Here is a 22697-nt window from a genome sequence, read left to right on the forward strand (position 1 = left end):
TGACAGAACCCCTGCCAGGCGCGATGGCCTGCAGGGTCTGCGCGCGGCAGCGAAGGAAATCAGTCATGACGACGGCGATGGATGTTCTCGGCCCCGGCCATGTGGCGGTCGTTACGGGCGCCGCCTCCGGCATCGGCCTCGCGGCGGTGCGCGCTTTCGTGCGCCGCGGGATGAGCGTCGTGCTCGCCGATCGCGACGAGACCACGCTCGCACTGGCAATGGCGGAATTCGCGGCGGCCGAGGCCTCGGTGCTCGCCCGGCCGCTCGACGTCGCCGACCGGGCCGCGCTGGAGACACTGCGTGACGAGGTGATGGGCCGCTTCGGCGCCGTGCATCTGCTGATGAACAATGCCGGCATCCAGCCGGGCAGCGCCCTGTTCTCGCCTGTCGAGGATTGGGAGCGCATCCTCGCCGTCAATCTCTGGGGCATCATTCACGGCACCCAGGTTTTCGTGCCGGCCATGCTGGAGAGCGGCCAGCCCGGCCTCGTGATCAACACGGGCTCGAAACAGGGCATCACCACGCCGCCGGGAGACCCCGCCTACAACGTCTCGAAGGCGGCGGTGAAGACCTTCACCGAGGCGCTCCAGCACGATCTGCGCGGCCGCGACGGCTGCCGGATCAGCGCCCATCTGCTGATCCCCGGCTTCGTCTTCACGCGGCTGACGGCGAAGGGGCGGCTCGACCAGCCGGACGGCGCTTGGACGCCCGACCAGACAGTCGCCTTCATGCTCGAACGCCTTGAGGACGGCGATTTCTATATCCTCTGCCCGGACAACGACACGCCGCGCGTGCTCGACGAGAAGCGCATGGCCTGGGCGATGGGTGACATCATCGAGAACCGCCCGCCGCTGTCGCGCTGGCATCCCGACCATGCCGAGGCCTTCAAGAACTTCCTGAAGAAGGCGCCCGCGGCTCAGTAGCCCCGCGCCGGGTCGACGACATGCTCCAGCGGCTCGCCGGCCTCGAGCCTGCGGATCTGCGCGGCGATCAGCGTCGCCACGGCCTCCGGCTCGGACATCGCCGCATTGTGTGGCGTGACGGTGACGGCGGGATGGGTCCAGAGCGGCGAGTCCGTCGGCAGCGGCTCGGTCTCGAACACGTCGAGCGTCGCGCCCCTGAGCGTGCCGGCCTCCAGCGCCGCCAGGATGTCGGCCTCGACCTGCAGCCCGCCGCGGCCGGCATTGATCAGGAACGGCCCGCCCAGGCGCCCGCCCTGCGCCAGCCCGGCGAGCAGCTTGGCATCGATCAGCCCGCGTGTGTCAGGGGTCAGCGGCAGCAGGCTGACGAGAATGTCGGTACGCGCGAGGAAGTCGATCATGCCCTCGCTGCCGGCGAAGGTCGCGAGCCCCTCGACCGCCTTGGGCGAGCGGCTCCAGCCGGCGACGTCGAAACCCATCACCTGAAGCTTGCGGGCGGCGTCCTGGCCGAGTTCGCCCAGCCCCATGATGCCGACCCGCACCGAGCGCGCCGCCGGCTGGTGGCGGTCGTCGTCCCAGAGCTTCTCGCGCTGCTGCCGGTCGTAGCGCGGCTGCTGGCGCAGATAGCGCAGGCAATGCAGCACGACATATTCGCTCATCCGCGTCGTCAGGTCGGGATCGACGACGCGCGCGATCGGCACCTCCGGCAGGCGCGTATCGGCGAAGAGATGGTCGACGCCGGCGCCGAGCGAGAACACCGCCGCGAGATTCGGCAGGCCCGACAGGCTGCCCTCGGGATGTTTCCAGCTCGCGACGTAATGCACCGAGCGCCGGTCGAAAGGCTCGCCCAGGATCACCACCGGCATGTCCGGCAGCAGCGCCGCGAAGCGCGCCCGCCAATCCTCGACATGCCATCCCGTCATCGCCAGCAGCAGGCTCATGCGTTCGTACTCTCCGTGATCCGTTCGGCGATCAGCGCGCCGCGCCGCGGCGCACCGTCTCCCAGACGATAGGCCTCGCGCAAGCGCTTCTCGGCCATGGCATGGCCGGCCTCGTCGCGTGCATGAACGATGCCGAGCGGCCGGTCCGGACCGACCGCCTCGCCGAGCCCTGCGAGATCGACGATGCCGACGGCAGGATCCATCGCGTCCTGCGGCCGGGTCCGCCCGCCGCCCAGCGCCACCACCGCCAGCCCGACGCCGCGCGTGTCGATCGCCTGGACGGTTGCAGTCGTCGTCGGAAAGACGGGCCGCACAATCGGCGCCCGGGCGAGATGGCGCTCCGGCTTCTCCAGCAGGTCGGCCGGCCCGCCCAGCGCCGCGATCATCTTCGCGAACCTCTCGGCGGCCGCCCCGCTGGCGAAGGCCGCCTCGATCTTCGCTGTCGCGTCGCCGATGTCGGTGGCGAGCCGCCCGAGCAGCAGCATCTCGGCGCCGAGCGCGACGGTGACCGCGTGGAAGCGTGGCTCGCGCCGTTTCCCGGTCAGGTGGTCGAGCGCATAAGCGACTTCGAGCGCGTTGCCGGCCGCGCTCGCCAGCGGCTCGTCCATGTCGGTCAGGAGCGCCGTCGTCGGCAGCCCCGCGCCATTGGCGACGCCGACCAGCGCATCGGCGAGCTCGCGCGCCTTGGCGGGGTCGGGCAGGAAGGCGCCGGAGCCGAATTTCACGTCCATCGCCAGCCCGTGCAGCCCGGCGGCGAGCTTCTTCGACAGGATCGAGGCGGTGATCAGCGGGATCGCCTCGACCGTCGCGGTGACGTCGCGGATGGCGTAGAGCCGCTTGTCGGCGGGGGCGAGATCGGCCGTCTGGCCGATGATGGCGCAGCCTACGCTTCGCACCACCTTGCGGAAGAGATCGTTGTCCGGCTGCGTGACATAGCCGGGCACCGCGTCGAGCTTGTCGAGCGTGCCGCCGGTATGGCCGAGGCCCCGTCCCGAGATCATCGGCACATAGCCCCCGCAGGCGGCCACCGCCGCCGCCAGCGGCAGGCTCACCGTGTCGCCGACGCCGCCGGTCGAGTGCTTGTCGAGCGCGGGGCCCGGCAGATCGTCCCAGTTCAGCACCGTGCCGGAATCGCGCATGGCGAGCGTCAGCGCGACGCGTTCCTTCGCGCTCATGTTGCGGAAGAACACCGCCATGGCGAAGGCGGCGGCCTGGCCCTCGCTGACGCCGCCGTCGCTGATGCCGGCGATGATCTGGCGGATATCGGCCTCGGGCAGCTCGGCGCCATCGCGCTTGGCCGCGATGATTTCCTGCGTCAGCTTCATCTCAGTAGGACCCGCTCGCCGTGCCCGACGCCTCGCCCGCGATCGCGTCGACCAGCACCTGATGCAGCCCGCTCGCGCCGAAGCGGAAGGTCTCGGGCGTCGCCCAGTCCGGCCCCATGATCGCGTCGGCCAGCTCCAGATAACCCGCGGCATCCGCGAGCGTCCGGATGCCGCCGGACGGCTTCAGGCCCACCGGCCGGCCGCTCCCCGCGATCACCTCCAGCATCGTCCGGGCCGCCGGCAGGCTGGCCGAATGGGCGGTCTTGCCGGTCGAGGTCTTGATGAAATCGGCCCCCGCCGCGATGGCGAGTTCGGAGGCAGCGCGGACCCGGTCGAGATCGGGATACTCGCCGGTTTCGAGAATGACCTTCAGCGTCCGGCCGTCGCAGCTGTCCTTTACGGCGCGGACCATGGCCTCGGCCCCCGCCGCGTCACCGCCCAGGAAGGCGCGCCAGGGCAGCACGAGGTCGATCTCGTCGGCTACCGCCGCGACCGCGCCCTGCGTCTCCGCCAGCACGTCCGCGCCCGTCGCCTCGCCTTGCGGGAAATTCACGACCGTCGCGATCCTGACGGGCGCCCGCCCCAGCATCGTGCGCGCCTGCGCCACGAAACGGGGCCAGATGCAGATCGCCGCGACCGGCCCCGGCGCCCCGACGGCGCGTGCGCACAGCGCCGCCAGCCCCGCCTCGTCGGCATTGTCGGAGAGATCGGTGAGGTCGAGCAGGGCCAAGGCCCGCCGGGCGGTCGCGATGCTTGGTGCCGGCATCACAGGCTCCTCAGAAAAGCGCGCAGCAGGCGGGCGAGGTCGGCGGCAGCCCGGCCGGCCACGTCCTTGGTCTCGTCGTGATGGGGCGCCCCGCCATGCAGGCCCGCGCCCATATTGGTGACGATCGACAGCCCCGCGACGCGCAAGCCGTGCCGCCGCGCCAGGATGACTTCGGGCACGGTCGACATGCCCACGAGATCGGCGCCCATCACCTGCGCCATCCGGATCTCGGCCGGCGTCTCGAAGCTCGGGCCCGAAAACCACATATAGACGCCCTCGCCCAGCGACAGCCCCTCGGCCGTCGCGGCGCGCGCCAGGCCCGCCCGAAGCGCCGGGTCATAGGCGTCGACCATCGGCACGAAACGCCCGTCGCCGGAATCGCCGACGAGCGGGTTCGGCCCGTTCAGATTGATATGGTCGGTGATCAGCGCCAGACTGCCGGGCGGCATCTGCGGCTTCAGCGAGCCGGCGGCATTGGTCAGGATCAGCGGCGGCGCCCCGAGCTCGCCGAGCATGCCGAGCGGCACCCGCATCACCGCCGGGTCGCCTCCCTCGTAGTAATGCGCCCGGCCCTGATAGATCAGCACCGTCCTGCCTTCGAGCCGGCCGATGCAGAGCTGCCGCGCATGGCCGGAGACGCCGCCCGCCGGAAAGCCGGGGATCGCGGCATAGGGAATGCGGATCGCATCCACGAGCTGGTCGGCGAGCCCGCCGAGCCCGGTGCCGAGCACGATGGCGCAGTCGATCGGGCCGGTCGCGCCATGGGCGCGGACGGCTTGGGCGGCTTCCGTGAAGGCGGTGTCGGTGCTCATTCCGTTACAATCCCGTTCGGCCCTCATCCTGAGGAGCCGCGTAGCGGCGTCTCGAAGGATGGTCCAGTGCGCTGTGGAGCCTCCTTCGAGACGCGGCCGTCCGTCACCGGCGCAGATTGTCCGGTCCGAAGGAGGCCGGCAACAGCTCCGCCAGCGAGAACATTTGGCGGATGCCGCCTGGCCCCGCGATCGCGACGGGGGTCTCCGGCGCGGCGAATTCGCGGATGCGTTGGCGGCAGGCGCCGCAGGGCGTCACCAGCTCGTCGCCGTCGCCGAGGACGAGGATCGCCCGGATGTGCCGGCCGCCGCCGGCGATCATCGCCGAGATCGCGCCCTGCTCGGCGCAGCTCCCGGACGGATAGGCGGCGTTCTCGACATTGCAGCCGGGATAGACGACGCCGTCCTCGCCGAGGATCGCCGCGCCGACGCGAAAGCGCGAATAGGGAACGTGGGCGAAGGTCTGCACCCGCGCCGCAGCGGCGAACAGCGCCTCGAAATCGATCGGCTCCGGGCTCGTGGCCATGGCTCAGCGCTCCTTCACATAGGGCAGGCCGGCGGCCTTGGGCGGCGTCGACTTGCCGATGAAGCCGGCCAGCAGGATCACCGTCATCAGATAGGGCAGCGCCTGGATCGCCTGCACCGGCACCTGCCCGATTCCGGGCAGCGCCACGCCCTGCAAACGGATCGCGACCGCGTCGAGCCCGCCGAAGAGCAGGCAGGCCCAGAGCGCCGGCCAGGGCCGCCAGTTCGCGAAGATCACGGCCGCCAGCGCGATGAAGCCCTTGCCGGCGGTCATGTGCGGCAGGAACCCGGCCGATTGCGAGACCGCGAGATAGGTCCCGCCCAGCCCGCACAGCACCCCGCAGATGATCACGGCGCCATAGCGCAGCCCGGCCACCGAGATGCCGGCGGTGTCGACAGCCGCCGGGTTATCGCCGACGGCGCGCAGCCGCAGGCCGAAACGGGTGCGCTTCAGCACCAGGGCCGTCAGAACGACCGCCAACAGCGCGAGATAGGCCGGCGCGGACTGGCCGGAGACAACCTCGTCATAGATCAGGCCAAAGCCCGGGATCTGCTCCCGCAGCGTCTGCGCAAACGGCAGGGTGATCTCGCCGAAGCGCGCGGCGCCCTCCAGCGTGGGCGTGCGCCCGCCCTGCCCGAACCAGGCATTGCCGAGGATCACGGTCAGCCCCGCCGCCAGCATGTTGATGGCGACGCCGGAGACGATCTGGTTGCCGCGCCAGGTGATCGCGGCGAAGCCGTGAACGAGGGCCAGCATCACGGAGGCGAGGATGCCGGCACCGAGCCCCGCCCAGGCCGAGCCGCTCTGCGCGGCGATTACAGCGGCTGCGAAGGCGGCGACCAGCATCTTGCCCTCGAGCCCGATATCGACCACGCCCGCCCGCTCCGACCAGAGGCCCGCCATGGCGGCGCAGAGCAGCGGCACCGAGAGGCGGATCGCGGAGTCGAGGATGACGGCGATGGTGGCGATCGCGTCCATGGTCAGGCCGCCCGCCCCGGCCGCAGCAGCGCCGCCACCGCCCGCCGGAACAGCCCGTCGAGGGCGCCGGCGAAGAGGATGATGACCCCGCCGATCACCACCACCATGTCGCGGGTGATGCTCGGCTTGTCGAAGGAGAGCTCCGCCCCGCCTTGGTAGAGCACGCCGAAGAGCAGCGCCGCCAGCGCCACGCCGACCGGGTGCCCGCGCCCCATCAGCGCCACCGCGATGCCGACGAAACCGTAGCCGGCGGTGAAATCGAGCAGCAGCCGGTGCTGCACGCCCATCACCTCGTTGACGGCGAGCCCGCCGGCGAGCGCCCCCGAGATCGCCATGGCGACCATGGTGATGCGCGCGGGCGAGATGCCGGCATAGGCCGCGGCCCTCGGATTGGCGCCGACGGTGCGGATCGCATAGCCCAGCCGTGAGCGGAAGATCAGCGCCCAGACGGCGACGAGCGCGGCGAGCGCCAGCAGGAAGGCGCTGTTCAGCGGCGTCGAGGGCAGGGTGATGCCCAGCGGCGCCAGGAGCTTGTGCATTGGGGTCAGGACCGCATGGGCGGCAAATTCGGGCGTCTCCGGCTGCATCGAGCCGGGTTTGCCGATCACTTCCACCAGCAGATAGACGGTCAGCGTCGCCGCCAGGAAGTTGAACATGATCGTGGTGATCACGACATGGCTGCCGCGCGTCGCCTGGAGCCAGCCGGGGATGAAGCCGTAGAGCGCCCCGCCCGCCGCCGCTGCCAGGATCGCCAGCGGCACCAGCAGCAGGCCGGGCAGCGGGGCGAGCCAGAGGCAGGCCAGGGCGGCGAAGATGCCGGCGATCGTCGCCTGTCCCTCGCCGCCGATGTTGAACAGCCCGGCATGGAAGGCGACGGCCACGGCCAGCCCCGTGAAGATGAAATTCGTCGTGTAGTAGAGCGTAAAGCCGATGCCCTCGGCCGAGCCGAGCGCGCCGCGCAACAGGAGCGCGGTCGCCTCCAGCGGGCTCTCGCCGATGCCGATCACGACGAGCCCGGAGACGGCGAGCGCCGCCGCGACCGAGACCAGCGGAACCAGCGCCGTATCCGCCCAGCGCGGCAGTTCGATGGGGGCGGCGCTCATGGCGAACCCATCGTTATTCTCGGGCGAAGCGAAGCGCAGACCCGAGAATCTCCGGCAAGAGATGCTCGGGTCGAGCCCGAGCATGACGTTCGTTGCGCAGGCCGCACCTTCACGCCGCCTCTCCTGTCACGCCCGCCATCAGCAACCCGAGATCGCGCTCGTCGGCCTCGCCGGCCATTCGTTCGCCGGTGATGCGCCCGCCGCACATGGCGAGAATCCGGTCGGACAGCGCCATCACCTCCTCGAGCTCGACCGAGACGAGCAGGATCGCGACGCCTGAATCGCGCAGGGCGATCAGCCGGCGATGGATGGCTTCGATCGCGCCGATATCGACGCCGCGCGTCGGCTGGCCGACGAGCAGCACCTTCGGCGCCCGCTCGATCTCGCGGGCGAGCACGATCTTCTGCTGGTTGCCGCCCGAGAACTTCGCCGTCTTCAGGCCTGGGTCCGGCGGGCGCACGTCATAGGCGGCGAAGGTCTCCCGCGCTCGCTCTGTGATCGTCGCCGGCGACAGGAAGGGGCCGGGGCCGAGCGCGGCATCGTCCTGATAGCCGAGGATCGCGTTCTCCGCGGCGGGAAAGGCGGTGACGAGCCCGGTCCGCAGCCTGTCCTCCGGCACATGCATCAGGCCGAGCTTGCGCAGCTGCGCCGGGTTGCGGTCGGCCGAAGTCAGCACCTGCCCGTTCAGCCGGATGACGCCGCGCGAGGGCTGGGTGAGGCCGGCGAGCACCTCGAGCAACTCGCTCTGGCCGTTGCCGGCGACGCCGGCGATGCCGACGATCTCGCCTTCATGCAGCGTCAGGTCGATGCCTGAGAGCAGTGCCACGCCGCGCGCATCGACCATGTCGAGCCCGACCGCCTCGAGCACCTTCGCGCCGCGCGGCCGCGCCTCCTTCTCGACGCGCAGCAGCACGCGCCGGCCGACCATCGCCTCGGCGATCTCCGGCGGCGAGGTCTCGGCCGTCGCCAGATGCGCGACCATCTCGCCGCGCCGCATCACCGAGACGCGGTCGGTGATCGCCATGATCTCGCGCAGCTTGTGGGTGATCAGGATGACGGTCTTGCCCTGCTCCCGCAGCGCCCGCAGCAGGGCGAAGAGCTGGTCGGCCTCCGGCGGCGTCAGCACGGCCGTGGGCTCGTCGAGGATCAGAATCTGCGCACCGCGATAGAGCGCCTTGAGGATCTCGACGCGCTGCTGCAGCCCGACCGAGAGATCGCCGACGATGGCGTCGGGATCGATCGCGAGGCCGTACTGCTCCGAGAGCCGCGCCAGTTCCGCCCGTGCCCGCTTGACGCCGCCGCTGAGCCAGGCGCCGCCCTCGGCGCCGAGCACGACGTTCTCGACGACGCTCAGCGTCTCCACCAGCATGAAGTGCTGGTGGACCATGCCGATGCCGAGCGCGATCGCGTCGGCCGGTGTGCGGATGATGCAGGGCCGGCCACCGACCGCGATCTCGCCCGCATCGGCCTCGTAGAAGCCGTAGAGGATCGACATCAGCGTCGACTTGCCGGCGCCGTTCTCGCCGACGATGCCGTGGATCGAGCCGGTCGCGACCGAAAGCGACACGTCGCGGTTGGCCTGCACCGGCCCGAACCGCTTCGAGATGCCGGTCAGCGCAATGGCGGGCGCAGGGGCCGTCATGACGCGAAAGCGTCAAGCCAGAGCGTCATGCTCGGGCCTGACCCGAGCATCTCTTGCCGGAGATTCTCGGGTCTGCGCGTCGCTCCGCCCGAGAATGACGTCCCGTTGTCGCGCGACGCCAAAGGCCTCACACCGCGCACTTCGAATCCGACATGTAGTCGTGGACCTTGACTGCGCCGCTGATGATGTCGGCACGGGCCTTGTCGGCGGCGGCCTTCATCTCGGGCGTGATCAGCGCCTTGTTGGCGTCGTCCAGCGCCCAGCCGACGCCGTCCTCCTTGAGGCCGAGCACCGAGATTCCCGGCTTCCAGCTGCCGTCGCGGGCGGCCTTGAAGGAGGAATAGGCGGCGACGTCGACGCGCTTGAGCATCGAGGTCAGCACCTTGCCGGGCTGCAGGCCGTTCTGGTTGGAGTCGACGCCGATGCCGAGCTTGCCGGCGTCCGCCGCGGCCCGCAGCACGCCGATCCCGGTGCCGCCGGCAGCGTGGTAGATCACGTCGGCGCCGCGGTCGATCTGCGACTTGGCGAGCTCGCCGCCCTTGACCGGGTCGTTCCAGGCGGCCGGCGTCGAGCCGGTCATGTTCTGGAAGATCTCGGCATCCTTCTTGGCCGCCTTGACGCCCTGGACATAGCCGCAGGCGAATTTCCGGATCAGCGGGATGTCCATGCCGCCGACGAAGCCGACCTTGCCGGATTTGGACGCCATGCCGGCGAGCAGGCCGACGAGATAGGAGCCCTCATGCTCCTTGAACACGACCGACTGCACGTTGGGCAGGTCAACGACCATGTCGATGATGGTGAACTTCAGCGCCGGGAACTCGGCCGCGACCTTCTGCAGCGCGGTCGCCTGCGAGAAGCCCACCGCGATGATCGGCGAATGGCCGTCACGGGCGAAGCGGCGCAGCGCCTGCTCGATCTGCGCGTCGTTGGTCGGCTCGAAGTCGCGGAAATCGACGCCCGTCTCGGTCTTGAACTTCTCCGCGCCGGCGAAGACACCCTCGTTGAAGGATTTGTCGAACTTGCCGCCCTTGTCATAGACGATTGCCGGCTTGATCGGCGCCTGCGCCATCGCGACGACGGCCGAAAGGGCGACGCCGGCCAGAGCCAGCGCGAGCGATTTGAGCTGCATGGAACTTCCCCTGTCGATGTCCGGGGGCGTTGCCCGCCCCGTCTGGCGACACGATGGCATGGCTTTCGGGCGCGGCCAAGACGGCGGTGGGCGCCGGATCGCCCGAGGCGCTGCAATGCCGCAGCCGGGGTCCGGCCCTGCCGCGGGCGCGATTGCCCCGCGAGCGCGATCGGCCTAACCCTTGCGCCATGAGCCTGAACGAGGACGAGGTCGAGCGCTATGCGCGCCATCTGGTGCTGCCGGAGATCGGCGGTCCCGGCCAGCAGAAGCTCAAGCGCGCCCGGGTGCTGGTCGTCGGTGCTGGAGGCCTCGGGGCGCCGCTGATCCAGTATCTCGCCGCGGCGGGCGTCGGCCATATCGGCATCGTCGACGACGACACCGTCTCGCTGTCGAACCTGCAGCGACAGACGATCTATGGCACGGACGACATCGGCGCGCACAAGGCGGTCGCGGCAGCGGCCTTCGTCAAGCGGCTGAACCCGCATGTCGAGGTCGAGGAGCACGTCACCCGGATCGACCCGCACAACGCCCGCACCCTGATCGCCTTCTACGACGTCGTCGCCGAAGGCTCGGATAATTTCGCCACCCGCTATGCCGTCTCCGACGCCTGCTTCCACGAGCGCAAGCCGGTCGTGATGGCCGCGCTCGGACGCTTCGACGGTTCGTTGACGACGATCCGGGCGCATGAGACCGGCCCCGACGGCCGCCCGAACCCGACCTGGCGCTGCCTGTTCCCGGACGTACCGCCTCCTGGCACGGTCCCGACCTGCGCCGAGGCCGGCATCCTCGGCGCGCTGCCGGGCGTGATGGGCTCGCTGATGGCGCTGGAGGTCATTCGCGCTATCACCGGCTTCGGCGAACCGCTGGTCGGTAAGCTCCTGCTCGTCGATGCGCTGACGATGCGGTTCGAGACGATGCGCTATGGCTGGGACGAGACCAACAGCCTGAACGGCACGGGCACCCACTAGCTGCCTCAGCAGAGTATTAACCCGTCGCCGCTATCGCCGGTTGCAGGAGAGGCGCAGGCGAGGGTGCCAATGCTGGCTGAGGAACCATTGCGCGCCGCGTCGGCCGGCGCGGCCGGACGGCGCATCGCCTCAGCGCCCCTGCTGCTGCTCGCCGCCGCTCTTCTGCTCTGCATCTGGCTTCTGACGCGTCCGCTCGTCCTGCCGCTCGGGGCGATGTACTGGGACCTCGTGCTCTATGTCGACGCGGCGCGGCGCATCGCCGAGGGGCAGGTTCCGCTGCTCGATTTCCTGACGCCGGTCGGTCCGCTTGGCTACTGGCTCTATGCCGGTCTCGACCGGCTTTTCCCGCAAGCGCACCCGCTCCTGACGGCGCAATGGTCGCTGTTTCTGATCACGGCACCGCCCATGGCGCTGGTGCTGATCGCGGCGGACCGGCGCTCGCGGCGGCTCGCGCTCGGTCTGCTGCTGCCCTATCTCGTCTTCCAGATGCTGCCGCTCAACGTCGAGCAGCATTCGCTCTTCCCCGGGCTCGACGGCTTCGGCATCTACAACCGTCAGGCCAGCATCGTGCTCTATGTGCTCGTCTCGGGGCTCTTCGTCCTGCCGGGCCAAACGCTTCGCGCCGGCGTGCTGCTCTGGTGCATGCTGGCGCTGCTGCTGATCAAGATCACGGGCTTCCTCGCCGGGGGATTGGTCCTGGCCTATGGGCTGCTGGCGGGGCGCCTCGACTGGCGCCTCGGCCTGTTCGCGGCCCTCGGCGGTCTGCTCGTCCTGGCCGGCCTGGAACTCTCCGGCGGCCTTGTCAGCGCCTATGCGGAGAGTATCCTCGCGCTGCTGCGCATCAATGCGGGCGGCATCCTGCCGCGTTTCCTGCAGGCCGGTTCGCTGCATCTCGACATCGTCGCCGCAGGCGGCGCCCTGGTCCTCGCTCTGGCCTGGACCGGCCGCAGCGAGTGGGTGCAGGGGCTACGCCGCCTCGTGCGGGAGCGGTCGGCCGCCTCCCTCCACGCGCTCTGCGACCGGGACGAGGCCTGGCTCGCCGTGACCATGGCGGCGGGACTGTTCCTGGAGACGCAGAACACCGGCGGGCTCGCCTTCGTCTTCGCCTGGCCGGTGCTGCTGCGGATCCTGCTGCGCCGGGTGCAGGACGCTCGGCCCGGGCGCTTTCTGGTGCTGGCACTGGTGGCCGCGACCGCGATCCCGCCCGCCATGACCGTTCTGCAGCGCGCGGGCCGTACTTTGCTCGCCCAGAGCAACTACATCGCCCTGCCCAACGATCATCTCGGCGCTCTCGGGCGCGTCTCGCAGCATGTCGAGGTGGTCGGCCGGGCCGGCAAGATGCAGGCGATCTACGCCGCCTCGACCGACACCTACGAGGCCATCGCGGCCCAGCAGATCCTGCCGAGCCAGACGCTCTATTCCGAACTCGATTTCCAGCTCGGCTGGCTGATGGCGATCGACGCCGGCATTGCCGGGATCCTCGCTCATGAGGCGCTGACCGGCACGCGATTCGGCACCATCATGAGCCTGAACTTCGTCAACCCCTTCCCGGCGCTGATGGGGCGCTCCAGCGTGCGCCACATCGCGATCGGGGCCGATCCCTTCCGCGCCGTGCCGGAGCCGGACGCCGAGGCGCTGGCGGCGGTCGCCGCGGCCGATCTCATCCTGCTGCCGCTCTGCCCGGTGACAATCGCCAACCAAGCGCTGCACCGGGTCTATCAGCCGGCCATGGCGGGCCGTCGCGAGATCGCGCTCGGCCCCTGCTGGAAGGGCTTCGTCAAGGGCTGAGGCGGCTGACGCGCACCCGGCGTTCAGCCGCGCGCCGAGACCTTGCTCTCGATCACGTCGAAGAGCTGTGCCGCGAGATCGGGTCCGCCGAGCTTCTTGATCGCGCGTACGCCTGTCGGTGCCGTGACGTTGATCTCGGTCAGCTTGCCATGGATCACGTCGATGCCGACGAGCAGCAGGCCGCGCTCGCGCAGCGAAGGCCCGATCGCCTCGCAGATTTCGAGTTCCTTGGGCGAGAGGTCGGTCGGCCGCGCCGCACCGCCGCGCACCATGTTGGCGCGCAGATCGCCGACCGCCGGCACGCGGTTGACCGCCCCCGCCGCCTCGCCATTGATCAGGATGATGCGCTTGTCGCCCTCAGAGATCTCCTTGATGAAGGCCTGCACGACCCAGGGCTCGCGGAAGAGATTGGCGAAGAGATCGTAGAGCGAGCCGAAATTCGGATCGTCCTTGCTGGTCTTGAACACGGTCGCGCCGCCATGGCCGTAGAGCGGCTTCATCACGATCTCGCCGAACTCGTCGCGGAAGGCCTCGATCTCGGCCTTGTCGCGGGTGATCAGCGTCGGCGGCATCAGCTCCGGGAAATGCGTGACGAAGATCTTCTCCGGCGCATTGCGGACATGGAAGGGGTCGTTGACCACCAGCGTCTTCGGGTGGATGCGCTCCAGCATATGCGTGGTCGAGACATAGGCCATGTCGAAGGGCGGGTCCTGCCGCAGGAGGACGACGTCCAGCGTCGAAAGATCGGTGCGGATTTCGGCACCGGCCGTGAAATGGTCGCCCTCGACATCGCGCACCGTGACCGGGCGGATCGGCGCCGTGACCTTGCCGTCGCGCATCGACAGCTTGTCGGGCGTGTAGGTGAACAGCGTGTGCCCGCGCGCCTGCGCCTCGAGCATCAGCGCGAAGCCGGTGTCACCGGCGACCCGCAGGCGCTCGATCGGGTCCATCTGGATGGCGACGCTGAGGGTCATGATGTGCGCTCCGGTTCTGGAGCGACCTTATCGACCGGTCTCCCCCGCATCGGCAAGGGGGCGTGACCGCATGGCCGGCGTGATGCCGGCGAGGCGATGAGCATCCGGTCGCCAGATTGACCGCATCCGGGTAGCGCGCTACCGTCATCGGCATCGTCGCCACGGCGATTGGAGGCCACAATGTCCCGCGCAGCGAGCGCCGTTCAAAGCAAGTTCGCCCGCTACCGCGCCGCCAAAAAGAAGCAAGGGCTCAAGCTGCTGCGGATCTGGGTGCCCGACGTCAACGCGCCCGGCTTCGCCGAGGAAGCGGCACGGCAGGCGGCCTTGCTGCGGGGCGCTCCGGAAGAGACCGAGACGCTCGCCTTCATCGAGGCCGCGACGGCTGATTGGAACCTGGAGCCTTATGACTGGGGGCCGGAGGGGCCACCTCCCGGCTCCGCCAAGCTGAGGCGATCCTGAGCCGGCTGGCTGCGTTGAAACGGGGGGATGTCGTCACCGTGGCGCTTCCGGGCGATTACGGCAAACCGAGGCCAGCGATCGTCATCCAGTCGGATCGGCTGCCTGCCACGGACAGCGTCCTGGTTTGCCTGTCGACGACGAACCGGCGTGATCTGCCGCTGTATCGCCTGCCCGTCGATCCCTCGCCGCGCAACGGCCTGCGCCACCCGTCGGACATCATGGCGGACAAGGTCATGGCGGTCACTCGCAACAAGGTTGGAACAGTGATGGGTTCACTCGAGCCCGAACAACTGGCCAAACTCACGCTGATGCTGACCTCGTTGATCGGCGCGGCCGACGACCTCTGATCGCAGCGACGTGAGGGTTACAACCCCAATTCGGCCACCGCATGCACATGGCGCGGCCAGCGCCAAGGAGCGAGAAAGACGGCGTCGGCGCGCAGGTGATGCGCCATCGCCCAGGGGTTCTGCGCCAGCCATTGGCGGATCCGCAGCTCGACCAGCCTGTGCTTTTCGGGGGTGATCGCGATCAGGGCCTCGTCCATCGCCCCGCGCGCCTTGACCTCGACGAAGGCGATGGTCCGGCCGCGCTTCATGACCAGGTCGATCTCGCCGCCCTTGCCGCCGAAGCGCCGCGCCAGTGGACGATAGCCCTTCAGGCCGAGCCAGAGGATCGCGAGCCACTCCGCGCGCCGCCCCGTGACGCCGGAGCGGCGGGCGCGGCGGCTGCGGGCCTCGCCCGTCACGGCGTCTCGCGCGTCAGCTCCAGCGCGCGCGCATAGACCTTGCGCCGCGGCTGGCCGGTCTCGGCCGCGACCTGCGCGACCGCTTCCTTCAGCGAGAGCTCGGCGAGCGCGATCCGCAGGCGCTCGCCGATTGCGTCGCCGGCAGCCGCTTCCGTCTCGGCGCCGGGCGGGCCGATCACGACGACGATCTCGCCGCGCGCCTCTTCCTCGCCGTCGTAATGCGCCGCCAGCGTCGACAGGGGCCCGCGCCGCACGGTCTCGTAGAACTTGGTCAGCTCGCGCGCGACGGCGCCGGGGCGCTCGCCGAGGACGGCCGCCGCATCCGACAGCATCTCGGCCAGACGTCGCGGCGATTCGAAGAAGACGAGCGTCCCGGGAATGGCGGCGAGTTCGGTCAGCCGCCCCCGCCGCGCCGCCGCCTTGGGCGGCAGGAAGCCCTCGAAGAAGAAGCGGTCGGTCGGCAGGCCCGCCAGCACCAGCGCCGCCAGCACGGCGGAGGGGCCGGGAATGCCGGTGACCGGCAACCCCTCCGCGACGACCTCCGCCACCAGCTTGTAGCCGGGGTCGGAGACGAGCGGTGTCCCCGCATCGGAGATCAGGGCGAGCTTGCCGCCCTCGCGCAGCTTGCCGAGGATCTTGGGCCGCATCTGCTCGGCATTATGCTCGTGATAGGGGTAGAGCGGCGTCGAGATGCCGTAATGCGCCAGCAGCGTCTTCGAGGTCCGCGTGTCCTCCGCCAGGATCGCATCCGCCGCCGCCAGCGTCGCCAGCGCGCGAAACGAGATGTCGAGCAGATTGCCGATCGGTGTCGCGACGATGTGCAACCCAGGCGCCAGCGCTTCCGCCTCCGCTTTGATCCCGAAGGCGGTGTAGCTGGGGGCGCGCGGCGCGGCGGGGGCAGGGGTCGGCGTCGACATGGCCGCGAACCTGCCACAGCCGTCGCCGCTGCGCCATCCGCGCGGGCGGACAGCGCCTTCGCCCGCGGCCGCAACTCAGAGTTAACAACTTGAAAATACCCTGCCGCACTGGCAGGAGAATCCCCACGGTCGGGGGACTGTAACGCCGGGCGGGCCTGCTGCCGTCCGGAGCGAGATCTGGAGATCGCCCGTGTCGCGTCATCCGCTCAGGGAACCGATCAGCCGCCGCAGCCTGACCTCGCTGGCGGCGCTCGCCTGCCTGTCGCTGGCGGCCTGCAGTGGCGGGCCGAGCGGGCTGCCGGGCTTCGATGCCGCTTCGCCGCAGGCGCAGCCCGCTCAGCCCACGGGTCAGACGATTGGCACAGGCAAGGTCAAGGTCGGGTTGATCCTGCCGCTGACCGCGGAAGGCCAGGGCGCCGTCGTCGGCAATTCGCTGAAGAATGCGGCCGAGATGGCGCTCTCCGAGTTCCCCAATGCCGATCTGACGCTGCTGGTGAAGGATGACCGCGGCACGCCCGAGGGCGCGCAGGCCGCCGCGCAGGAGGCGATCGCCGAGGGCGCCGAACTCATCATCGGCCCGCTGTTTGCACCGTCCGTTCAGGCCGCCGGCCAGGTCGCGCGCGCTGCCAACCGCCCGGTCATCGCCTTTTCCAGCGACACCAATGTCGCCGGCCGCGGCATCTATCTGCTGTCCTTCCCGCCCGAGAACGACGTCAACCGCGTCATCGCCTATGCCTCGCAGCAGGGCCGCAAATCCTTCGCCGCCCTCGTGCCGGACACCGCCTATGGCAAGGTCGTCGAGGCCGCCTTTCAGCAGGCGGTCGCCGGACGCGGCGGCCGCGTCGTCGTGATCGAGCGCTTCTCGCCGGATTCGAATTCCATGGCCGCTGCGGCGAAGCGCCTGGTTCCGGCCTTGCAGCAGGCCGATGCGCTGTTCGTGCCCGCCGCCGCCGACACCATGCCGGCGCTCGGCCTCGCTTTGCAGCAGGCGGGCTATGACCCGGCCAAGGTCAAGCCGCTCGGCACCGGCGTCTGGAACGACGCCAATGTCGCGCGCGTCCCGGCCATCCAGGGCGGCTGGTTCGCCTCGCCCGATACCGCCGGCTTCAACGCCTTCGCTGGCCGCTATCAGACGCGGTTCAACAGCGCCCCGACCCGCACCGCGACGCTCGCCTATGACGCGGTCTCGCTGGCGGCCGCGCTGGCGCGCACGCAAGGGTCGCAGCGCTTCTCGGAATCGGTGCTGACCAACGCCTCGGGCTTCGCGGGCGCCGACGGCGTCTTCCGCTTCCGCCCCGACGGGCAGAATGACCGCGGCCTCGCCGTGCTCGAACTGCGCAACGGCCAGATCGTCACCGTCAACGCCGCCCCGCGCGATCTCGGGCCGCGCACGCAGTAGTCGCCGTCGTCAGGCGGCTTTCGGTGCAGGCACGAAGGGCTTGACGTCGATGCTGCCCGCGCGCTTGCGCGCCTGGGCGATGTCGAAACTGTTCTGCATGCGCATCAGCGTGTCCATGGACAGCCCAAAGGCCTTCTCGAAACGCAGCGCCATCTCTGCGGAGAGCGCAGCGCGCCCGTTCAGGAGGGCGGACAGGGCCGGGCGCGTGACGCCCAGAACGGCCGCGGCTGCCGTCACCGACAATTCGGCGGGCTCGATGATTTCGGTCTTGAGGAAGCTTCCGACATGCGGCGGGGCTTTCAGCCGGTAGCCCTCCCGGGGAGCGGTTTCATCATCCATCAGTGGTAATCCTCATAATCCAGATCGATGATTTCGATGTCGTTTTGTTCGATACGGAAGGTCAGGCGCCAGTTCTTCGTCACGAACAGGCTCCAGACACCCTTCCGGTCGCCCGTCAGCAGGTGCGCCTTCCAGCTCGGAAAGATACGAAGCTCGTCAGCTCCCTGCATGTCCTGCAGGAAGGCGATCATCTTGCGGAGCTTGTCGACGACCTGCGGCTGAAGGCCCGACGCATCGTCCGCCTCGACCAGCCGGCGCAAGCCCCTGTGCCTGACATTCCGGATCCGCATTGCCGGACCATATAACAGCCCGGCCTCGCTTCGTAAAGCGAGGCTTTACGCTTTACGCCGCCAGATCCGCCACCACCGCGTCCAGCACCAGCGCGCCCTCCGGCGTGCAGGCGAGCTTGCCGCCGGGCTTGCGGACGAGCAGCCGGTCGAGCACGAGGCTGGTCACCCGCCGCTCGTTGAGCGCGCGGCCTGACAGCGCCCTGAACACGGCGGGGTCGATGCCCTCGACCAGCCGCAGCCCCATCAGCAGATATTCGTCGCCCTGCGCCTCGGCATTGAGCCGCTCGTTCTCGATGAGCGCCTGGCCTTCCGCCTCGACGCGCTCGAGCCAGGCCTCGGGCCGCTTCTCGGTCGAATGGGCCATCCGCCCCTCGTCGGTCACCAGCCGCCCATGCGCGCCGGGGCCGATGCCGGCATATTCGCCATAGCGCCAGTAGACGAGGTTGTGCCGACATTCCGCGCCGGGACGAGCATGGTTGGAGATCTCGTAGACCGGCAGGCCATGCTTGGCCGTAATCTCCTGCGTGATCTCGTAGAGCGCAGCGCCCGCCTCATGGTCCGGCACGGCGAGCTTGCCGGCCTTGAACAACCGCTCGAACATCGTGTCGGGCTCGATCGTGAGCTGGTAGAGTGAGAGATGCTCGGCGGCATGGCTGATCGCCAGCTCCAGCTCGGCCCGCCACGCGGCCGGCGTCTGCTCCGGCGAGCGGGCATAGATCAGGTCGAAGGAATAGCGCTCGAAGTAGCGGCGCGCGATCGCGACGGCGTCGAGCGCCTCGCGCGTCGAATGCATCCGCCCGAGCGTTTTGAGATCGGCATCGTTGAGCGCCTGCACGCCGAGCGAGACGCGATTGACGCCGGCCGCCCTGAAATCGGCGAAGCGCCCGGCCTCGACGCTGGTCGGGTTGGCCTCGAGCGAGACCTCGCAATGCGGGTCGATCGCCCAGGCCTCGCCGATGGCGTCGAGGATCGCACCGACGGTGCGGCCCTCCATCAGCGAGGGCGTGCCGCCGCCGAAGAAGATCGAGGTGACGGTCCGCCCCGGCGCCAGCGCGGCCCGATGGGCGATCTCGCGCCGGAAAGCCGCGACATAGCGGGCCTGGTCGGGCGGCTGCAGCCGGACATGGCTGTTGAAGTCGCAATAGGGGCATTTGGCCAGGCAGAACGGCCAGTGCACATAGACGGCGAAGCCCGCATCCGCAGTCGGATGCAGGATCGGGGAGGTCGGCGCGAGGGCGGCCGCGCCGCTCACGCCGGAGCCCTGAGGCAGGCGGACGCCAGCAGCTTGAAGGCTTTGGCCCGATGCGACAGCGCGTCATCTACGCCACTCTTCACGGTGCTGGTCATCTCCGCGAAGGTCACGTCGTAGCCGTCGGGCTGGAAGATCGGATTGTAGCCGAAGCCGCCCGTCCCGCGCGGGGCGTCGACGATGCGGCCATGGACGCGACCCTCGAACAGCTCCTCATGGCCGTCCGGCCAGGCGATCACCAGCGCCGAGACGAAATGCGCCTTGCGCTGCTCCGGCGCCGTTGCACCGCGCTTGGCCATCTCGGCGAGCACGCGCGCCATCGCCGGCTTGAAGTCCTTGCCCGGCCCGGCCCAGTTGGCCGAGAACAGGCCCGGCGCGCCGTCCAGCGCATCGACGCAGAGCCCGGAATCGTCGGCCAGTGCCGGCAGGCCGGAGGCTGTCGCCGCCGCATGCGCCTTGATCGCGGCGTTCTCGGAGAACATGTAGCCGGTCTCGTCGGGCTCGGGCAGGCCGAGGTCCCCGGCCGAGACCAGCTCGATCCCGAACGGCGCCATCAGCTCGCGCATCTCGACGAGCTTGCCCTTGTTGTGGGTCGCGATCACGACCTTGCCGGTGAGGATACGGTGTTGTTCCGTCATTCCGGGGCGCTCCGTAGGAGCGAGCCCGGAATCCATGAATACAGGTTGTGAACAGTCGAACACATGGCCAGCTCGTTTAAAAGGTTTGCGCCATATCCGGAGAAGACAGTGGTCATGGATTCCGGGCTCTTCGCTGCGCGAAGCCCCGGAATGACGGTTGGGATCAGGCCACCGCCGCCTTCTGCAGCGCCACGAGCTTGCTGACCCCGCCCTTGGCGAGCCGCATCAGCGCCATCAGCTCCTCCTCGGAGAAGGGCGCGCCCTCGGCCGTCCCCTGCACCTCGACCAGGCCGCCGGAGCCGGTGATGACGAAGTTCGCATCGGTCTGCGCGCCGGAATCCTCGACATAGTCGAGGTCGAGCACCGGGTTGCCGGCGACGATGCCGCAGGAAATCGCCGCGACATGGTCCTTCAGCGGGTTGGAGCCCTTCAGCATCGAGCGCGCCTCCATCCATTTCAGCGCGTCGTGCAGCGCCACCCAGGCGCCGGTGATCGAGGCCGTGCGGGTGCCGCCATCGGCCTGCAGCACGTCGCAATCGACGACGATCTGGCGCTCGCCGATCGCGGTCAGGTCGACCACGGCGCGAAGTGAGCGCCCGACCAGCCGCTGGATCTCCTGCGTGCGGCCGGACGGCTTGCCGGAGGTGACCTCACGGCGATTGCGCTCATGCGTGGCGCGCGGCAGCATCGCATATTCGGCGGTGACCCAGCCCTTGCCGGTGCCGCGCAGCCAGGGCGGGCCCTTCTCCTCGACGGTTGCGGCGCAGAGCACCTTCGTCTCGCCGAAGGAGACCATGCAGGAGCCTTCCGCATAGCGCACGACGCCGCGTTCGAGCGTGACCTTGCGCATTTCGTCTGCGGCGCGTTTCGAGGGTCGCATGGCGATATCCTGATTGTTCGGGGTTGGCGGCTTGTAGGCGGTCGCCGCGGGTGCGGCAAGGCGGACAGGGGTCGCACGCGTTTTCGCTTGATCGGGCGCCGGTCCGGATCAACAATAAGCCCATGCCGAGAAAGCCGTTTCGCCGCAGATGAGCGCCCACACGCCGCGTCCCGACACCGCCAGCGGACTGATCGAGACCGATCAGCGCTCGCGCGAGATCTTCCGCCAGATCGTCGACGGCTACCTCGCCACCGGCGAGCCGGTCGGCTCGCGCAACATCGCCCGTCTGCTGCCGATGTCGCTCTCGCCGGCGACGGTGCGCAACGTCATGACCGATCTCGAACTGGCGGGGCTGATCTACGCCCCCCACACCTCCGCGGGGCGTCTCCCGACGGAAAGAGGCCTGCGCTTCTTCGTCGATGCGATGATGGAGGTCGGCAACCTCACCGCCGAGGAACGCGCCCGCATCGAGGCGCAGATGAAGGCCGCCGCCACCGGCCGCACGCTCGACGGCACGCTGACCGAAGCCTCGGCCCTGCTCTCGGGCCTCTCGCGTGGCGCGGGCGTCGTCGTGACGACCAAGGCCAATGCCCGGCTGAAGCATATCGAGTTCGTCCGCCTCGACCCGACGCGCGCGCTCGTCGTGCTCGTCGCCGACGACGGCACGGTCGAGAACCGGCTCCTGAGCCTGCCACCCGGCCTGCCGGCCTCCGCGCTGACGGAGGCCGCGAATTTCCTCAACGCCCGCAACCTCGGCAAGACGCTGGGCGAGCTGCGCGCCGAGATCGCCCAGCATCGCGAGCAGATGGAGCGCGAACTCGACTCGCTGACCGCGCGGCTGGTCGAGAGCGGCATCGCCACCTCCTCGGGGCCGAGTTCCGACCGCCACCTCATCGTGCGCGGCCAGGCCAATCTGCTGGAAGACCTCAAGGCGCAGGAGGACCTTGAGCGCATCCGCCTGCTCTTCGGCGATCTCGAGACCCAGACCGACGTCATCGACCTGCTGGCGCGCGCCGAGGCCGGCGACGGCGTGCGCATCTTCATCGGCTCCGAGAACAAGCTGTTCTCGATGTCCGGCTCCTCGATGGTCGCTGCGCCCTTCCGCGACGCCGAGCAGCGCATCGTCGGCGTCGTCGGCATCATCGGCCCGACCCGGCTGAACTATGCCCGCATCGTGCCGATGGTGGATTACACCGCCAAGGTGGTCGGCCGCCTGCTGGACGGGGCGCGGTGAGGCCGGTCCCGTCCTGGTGCGGGTTCGTGCTCGGAGTGGTGATGATGGTCGGTCCCGCCCTCGCTTCGGGCCCAGCCTTGATCGAGGCCGCGGCCTCGGGGCGCGTCGACGAGGTTGTTCGCCTGCTACAGGCCGGCGCGCCGCTGGAGGCGCAGGATGTTGGGGGCCGGTCGGCCTTGCTGCGCGCGGTCGCCGGCGATCATGTCTCCGTCGCGAAGATCCTGCTCGAGGCCGGGGCGAGCCCAAACACCCAGGCCGCCAATCGCGACACGCCCTGGTTGCTCGCGGGAGCCTTGGGCCGGGCCGAGATCATCGCCGCGATGCTGCCACGCAAGCCCGATCTGTCGATCCGCAACCGCTATGGCGGCAATGCGCTGATCCCCGCCTGCGAGCGCGCCCATGTCGAGGCGGTCAGGCTGCTGCTGACCAGCGGCATCGACCTCGATCACGTCAATGATCTCGGCTGGACCTGCCTGCTGGAGATCGTGATTCTGGGCGATGGCGGCCCGCGCCACCAACAGGTCGCGCGGCTGGTTCTCGATGCGGGTGCCGATCCGAGCCTCGCGGACAGGGACGGCGTGACGCCGCTGGCTCATGCCCGACAGCGGGGCCAGCAGGCGATCGCGCGCCTGATCGAACAGGCTGGCGGCCGCTGAGCGCCTGCGATTTGGCATCGCC

The 22697-nt window shown here is 69.6% G+C and carries 25 protein-coding genes; 8 read left to right on the forward strand and 17 right to left on the reverse strand.

Going from position 1 to position 22697, the window contains the following annotated elements:
* Positions 1-65: 65 nt before the first annotated feature.
* Positions 66-923 (forward strand): SDR family NAD(P)-dependent oxidoreductase, encoded by an 858-nt coding sequence (locus tag AX750_RS07955; protein ID WP_082735017.1) that lies wholly within the window; start codon positions 66-68, stop codon positions 921-923.
* On the opposite strand, the gene AX750_RS07960 is transcribed toward AX750_RS07955, so the two are convergent.
* The 9 genes from AX750_RS07960 to AX750_RS08000 all read right to left on the reverse strand — a co-directional run bounded on the left by AX750_RS07960 (position 917) and on the right by AX750_RS08000 (position 10139).
* Positions 917-1861 carry a glyoxylate/hydroxypyruvate reductase A gene (locus AX750_RS07960; protein WP_066716274.1) on the reverse strand — a complete coding sequence of 315 codons (945 nt, stop codon included), beginning with the start codon at positions 1859-1861 and terminating at the stop codon, positions 917-919. The genes AX750_RS07955 and AX750_RS07960 overlap by 7 nt on opposite strands.
* Entirely contained in the window at positions 1858-3186 is a 1329-nt protein-coding gene (deoA, locus tag AX750_RS07965; RefSeq protein WP_066716272.1) for a thymidine phosphorylase, read from the reverse strand. Before deoA ends, AX750_RS07960 begins: the two co-directional genes overlap by 4 nt.
* Before the next feature lies 1 nt (position 3187).
* Positions 3188-3952, reverse strand: a complete 765-nt coding sequence (deoC, locus tag AX750_RS07970) for a deoxyribose-phosphate aldolase (RefSeq protein WP_066716270.1) — start codon at positions 3950-3952, stop codon at positions 3188-3190.
* On the reverse strand, positions 3952-4764 hold the full coding sequence (locus AX750_RS07975) for a purine-nucleoside phosphorylase (RefSeq protein WP_066716269.1): 813 nt from the start codon (positions 4762-4764) through the stop codon (positions 3952-3954). The genes deoC and AX750_RS07975 overlap by 1 nt, the downstream gene beginning before the upstream one ends.
* A 103-nt stretch (positions 4765-4867) precedes the next feature.
* A complete protein-coding gene (locus AX750_RS07980; protein WP_066716267.1) occupies positions 4868-5287 on the reverse strand; it encodes a cytidine deaminase in 420 nt (139 codons plus the stop codon).
* A 3-nt stretch (positions 5288-5290) separates the two neighbouring features.
* Positions 5291-6265, reverse strand: a complete 975-nt coding sequence (locus AX750_RS07985) for an ABC transporter permease (protein WP_066716265.1) — start codon at positions 6263-6265, stop codon at positions 5291-5293.
* 2 nt (positions 6266-6267) lie between these two features.
* Positions 6268-7368, reverse strand: coding sequence for an ABC transporter permease (locus AX750_RS07990; RefSeq protein WP_066716314.1), 1101 nt, complete (start codon positions 7366-7368; stop codon positions 6268-6270).
* Between the two features lie 109 nt (positions 7369-7477).
* The gene (locus AX750_RS07995) at positions 7478-9010 is read right to left on the reverse strand and encodes an ABC transporter ATP-binding protein (RefSeq protein WP_066716263.1); all 1533 of its coding nucleotides are present in this window, start codon (positions 9008-9010) and stop codon (positions 7478-7480) included.
* Between the two features lie 127 nt (positions 9011-9137).
* Positions 9138-10139, reverse strand: a complete 1002-nt coding sequence (locus tag AX750_RS08000; protein ID WP_066716261.1) for a BMP family ABC transporter substrate-binding protein — start codon at positions 10137-10139, stop codon at positions 9138-9140.
* Between the two features lie 188 nt (positions 10140-10327).
* Here AX750_RS08000 and moeB point away from each other — a divergent pair, with 188 nt between their 5' ends.
* Both moeB and AX750_RS08010 read left to right on the forward strand, forming a co-directional pair.
* The gene (moeB, locus tag AX750_RS08005; protein ID WP_066716260.1) at positions 10328-11107 is read left to right on the forward strand and encodes a molybdopterin-synthase adenylyltransferase MoeB; all 780 of its coding nucleotides are present in this window, start codon (positions 10328-10330) and stop codon (positions 11105-11107) included.
* A 69-nt stretch (positions 11108-11176) separates the two neighbouring features.
* On the forward strand, positions 11177-12895 hold the full coding sequence (locus AX750_RS08010; protein WP_066716258.1) for a hypothetical protein: 1719 nt from the start codon (positions 11177-11179) through the stop codon (positions 12893-12895).
* Positions 12896-12918: 23 nt separating this feature from the next.
* Here AX750_RS08010 and gshB read toward each other — a convergent pair whose 3' ends face one another.
* The gene (gshB, locus tag AX750_RS08015) at positions 12919-13869 is read right to left on the reverse strand and encodes a glutathione synthase (protein ID WP_066716256.1); all 951 of its coding nucleotides are present in this window, start codon (positions 13867-13869) and stop codon (positions 12919-12921) included.
* 180 nt (positions 13870-14049) lie between these two features.
* Between gshB and AX750_RS08020 the strand changes: the two genes are divergently transcribed.
* Together AX750_RS08020 and AX750_RS08025 are read left to right on the forward strand one after the other, a co-directional pair.
* Positions 14050-14328, forward strand: coding sequence for an antitoxin MazE family protein (locus tag AX750_RS08020; RefSeq protein WP_082735018.1), 279 nt, complete (start codon positions 14050-14052; stop codon positions 14326-14328).
* A 14-nt stretch (positions 14329-14342) separates the two neighbouring features.
* The gene (locus tag AX750_RS08025; protein ID WP_066716254.1) at positions 14343-14675 is read left to right on the forward strand and encodes a type II toxin-antitoxin system PemK/MazF family toxin; all 333 of its coding nucleotides are present in this window, start codon (positions 14343-14345) and stop codon (positions 14673-14675) included.
* Between the two features lie 17 nt (positions 14676-14692).
* Here AX750_RS08025 and AX750_RS08030 read toward each other — a convergent pair whose 3' ends face one another.
* The gene (locus AX750_RS08030; protein WP_066716252.1) at positions 14693-15073 is read right to left on the reverse strand and encodes a YraN family protein; all 381 of its coding nucleotides are present in this window, start codon (positions 15071-15073) and stop codon (positions 14693-14695) included.
* Positions 15070-15990: a 16S rRNA (cytidine(1402)-2'-O)-methyltransferase gene (gene rsmI, locus AX750_RS08035; protein WP_066716250.1), complete on the reverse strand. Its 921-nt coding sequence runs from the start codon at positions 15988-15990 to the stop codon at positions 15070-15072. The genes AX750_RS08030 and rsmI overlap by 4 nt, the downstream gene beginning before the upstream one ends.
* 190 nt (positions 15991-16180) lie before the next feature.
* Here rsmI and AX750_RS08040 point away from each other — a divergent pair, with 190 nt between their 5' ends.
* On the forward strand, positions 16181-17389 hold the full coding sequence (locus AX750_RS08040) for a penicillin-binding protein activator (protein WP_245282342.1): 1209 nt from the start codon (positions 16181-16183) through the stop codon (positions 17387-17389).
* A gap of 9 nt (positions 17390-17398) precedes the next feature.
* Here AX750_RS08040 and AX750_RS08045 read toward each other — a convergent pair whose 3' ends face one another.
* The 5 genes from AX750_RS08045 to rph all read right to left on the reverse strand — a co-directional run bounded on the left by AX750_RS08045 (position 17399) and on the right by rph (position 20785).
* Positions 17399-17728 carry a HigA family addiction module antitoxin gene (locus tag AX750_RS08045; protein ID WP_066716248.1) on the reverse strand — a complete coding sequence of 110 codons (330 nt, stop codon included), beginning with the start codon at positions 17726-17728 and terminating at the stop codon, positions 17399-17401.
* A complete protein-coding gene (locus tag AX750_RS08050; protein WP_066716246.1) occupies positions 17728-18018 on the reverse strand; it encodes a type II toxin-antitoxin system RelE/ParE family toxin in 291 nt (96 codons plus the stop codon). Before AX750_RS08050 ends, AX750_RS08045 begins: the two co-directional genes overlap by 1 nt.
* Positions 18019-18070: 52 nt before the next feature.
* A complete protein-coding gene (gene hemW, locus AX750_RS08055; RefSeq protein ID WP_066716244.1) occupies positions 18071-19270 on the reverse strand; it encodes a radical SAM family heme chaperone HemW in 1200 nt (399 codons plus the stop codon).
* The gene (rdgB, locus tag AX750_RS08060; protein WP_066716242.1) at positions 19267-19905 is read right to left on the reverse strand and encodes an RdgB/HAM1 family non-canonical purine NTP pyrophosphatase; all 639 of its coding nucleotides are present in this window, start codon (positions 19903-19905) and stop codon (positions 19267-19269) included. Before rdgB ends, hemW begins: the two co-directional genes overlap by 4 nt.
* 163 nt (positions 19906-20068) lie before the next feature.
* Entirely contained in the window at positions 20069-20785 is a 717-nt protein-coding gene (gene rph / locus AX750_RS08065) for a ribonuclease PH (RefSeq protein ID WP_066716240.1), read from the reverse strand.
* Positions 20786-20933: 148 nt separating this feature from the next.
* On the opposite strand from rph, the gene hrcA reads away from it, so the two are divergent.
* A complete protein-coding gene (gene hrcA, locus AX750_RS08070) occupies positions 20934-22019 on the forward strand; it encodes a heat-inducible transcriptional repressor HrcA (protein ID WP_066716238.1) in 1086 nt (361 codons plus the stop codon).
* A 41-nt stretch (positions 22020-22060) separates the two neighbouring features.
* Complete coding sequence (locus AX750_RS08075) at positions 22061-22675, forward strand: ankyrin repeat domain-containing protein (RefSeq protein ID WP_066716236.1); 615 nt, start codon at positions 22061-22063, stop codon at positions 22673-22675.
* The last annotated feature ends 22 nt before the right edge of the window (positions 22676-22697 follow it).

It is taken from the genome of Methylobacterium sp. CCH7-A2 (genome assembly GCF_001557075.1).
GTDB classification, from domain to species: domain Bacteria; phylum Pseudomonadota; class Alphaproteobacteria; order Rhizobiales; family Beijerinckiaceae; genus Allobosea; species Allobosea massiliensis.